The organism is Hydrocoleum sp. CS-953 (genome assembly GCF_002260545.1).
GTDB lineage: Bacteria > Cyanobacteriota > Cyanobacteriia > Cyanobacteriales > Microcoleaceae > Trichodesmium.
In genome coordinates this window covers 1-2,127 of sequence record NZ_LGSU01000092.1, presented here as the reverse complement: position 1 = coordinate 2,127, position 2,127 = coordinate 1, and the positions used below count along the sequence as shown (strand labels likewise).

General features: G+C 33.9%; 1 protein-coding gene. It reads right to left on the bottom strand.

Annotation, left to right across the window (positions count from 1 at the left end):
* Positions 1-1,424, bottom strand: a 1,424-nt coding sequence (locus AFK68_RS00580; protein ID WP_094670808.1) for a bifunctional pantoate--beta-alanine ligase/(d)CMP kinase, incomplete at its 3' end; no start/stop codon positions are given.
* Between the last annotated feature and the right edge of the window lie 703 nt (positions 1,425-2,127).

Below are 2,127 nucleotides of genomic sequence, written 5' to 3'. Positions count from 1 at the left end.
CGAAGAATAATATCTTTTTCTAACTCTTCTAAACTTATGTTCGTTTCACCTTTCTGCTGTAACTCTAGTAGTCGCCGTCGCGATCGCTCTGTTACAGAAGCTGTTAAAAAAATCTTGACTTCAGCATTGGGAAATACATGAGTGCCAATATCTCGTCCTTCTGCTACTATGCCTCCTTTAGTTCCAAATTGTTGTTGTTGTTTTACCATAAAATACCTGACAGTAGGCTGGGCTGCAATAGTTGAAACATTATTTGTAACTTCCCTACTCCGAATTTCTACTGTGACATCCTGATCGTTGATTATGACATGACTATTTTCTGGCCCATTAAAGCTAATTTTGCATTGACTGACTAATTCTGCTACTTGGGCTTGATCATCAACTGGCACACCACTTTGTAATACCATCCATGTTACTGCCCGATACATTGCCCCTGTGTCCAAGTATAAAAGTCCTAGATTTTGTCCTACTAATTTGGTGACTGTGGATTTCCCAGCACCAGCAGGCCCATCAATGGCAATTATGGGTTTACGGTTTCTCAAGAGTATATTATCTATTAAACGGCAAGGTCCAAAATAAGCAGCGATCGCTAATAAGCCTATATTTTGAATATTTTCTAAAGGTTGTAAACTTTCAGGGTCAACTATTTCCAAATACTCTAGTTTTACTTTTGGTTGAGATGCTAATTTTTCTTTCACAGCATTTTTGACTTTTTTGAGAATATTTGGTGTATCTCGATGCTCTAAAAATATTTGTCTACTATGACAAAGAGAACTATAAAGTATGGAAGCTTGCTCCTTTTGTTCAGAAGTTAAATATTGATTGCGAGAACTAATAGCTAATCCTGAATTTTCGCGAATTATTGGGCAAGAAACAATATTAACTGGCAAACTCAGGTCTTTGACTAATTGCTTAATAATTGCTAACTGTTGAGCATCTTTCTGACCAAAATAAGCATTGTTTGGCTGAACTAAGTTCAATAATTTAGTTACAATTGTTGCTACTCCCTGAAAAAATTTAGGTCGAGAAACTCCACACATAATTGATGTCATTGTAGAGGGAGGAACAACTGTAGTTGTAGAGTTTTGAGCATTAGTTGATAGTTCATTTTCCATACCCATTGTTTCAGTAGTAGGAGCAAAAATTACATCTACTCCCTCTTTTTCACAAAATTTTCTATCTGCTTCTAACTGTCGAGGGTACTGTTTAAAATCTTCGGTAGGAGCAAACTGTAAAGGATTAATAAAAATACTGACAACCGTAATTTTATTCTCTTCTCTAGCACGTTTAATTAAGCTTAAATGTCCTTCGTGCAAAGCTCCCATTGTCGGAACTAAACCAATAGTATAGGGAGATTTTTGTGGTTCATTTTGCAGTAAATTTAAGTAGGAGCGTAAACCTGCAATAGTTGTAAATAAACGCATTTTGTTTGACAAATATAATAAGTAAGCAGATTCAATAAGTTATAAATCAGAAGTATGTTAGCTCTGTAAACTAGCCCAGGGATAAAACTGATTTATGTTTGTTGTTTTTTAATTGAAACATCGTATTTAGTATGATGTTCAGTTGAATAGTTATAAATAAATGGTGATAGGAAATATAAAAACATTAGCACTATTCAATAATTAATAATTACCTCTTCTGTAAGATAGCAATCCTAAATTGGTCGTGACGAACCAAAAAGTAGATAAAAAAACTGAAACTCTTGCCTGTTTGCTGTTCCCTGTTCCCTGTTCCCTAAAAGCAGTAAGACTTTTATACACAAATAAAATAGGATTGCTATAGAAGGATTGACTAATAGGAAACAGTAAAGTTTTTTGACCGCTAATTAGCGGATAGGTTAAAAGCCTTTTTCTCTTTTCTATCTCCTTTCCACATTATCTATTTTTTTATTCTCACAATCAAGGCATATTACCTTAACACATATAAATTTTTTATATTTTCGATTAAGAATGAAACATTTTTTCTGCTGAAACTCTTTCACAGAAATAAACTATCGTCTCAATCTAAACTTAAATGACTATAATTACCCAATTATTAATTATTAATAATTAAATAATTCGCGCCTTGAAGCCTCCCCTTGGATAGGGGAAAAAAAGTGCTAGGATATTTCCCGATATTCAATTC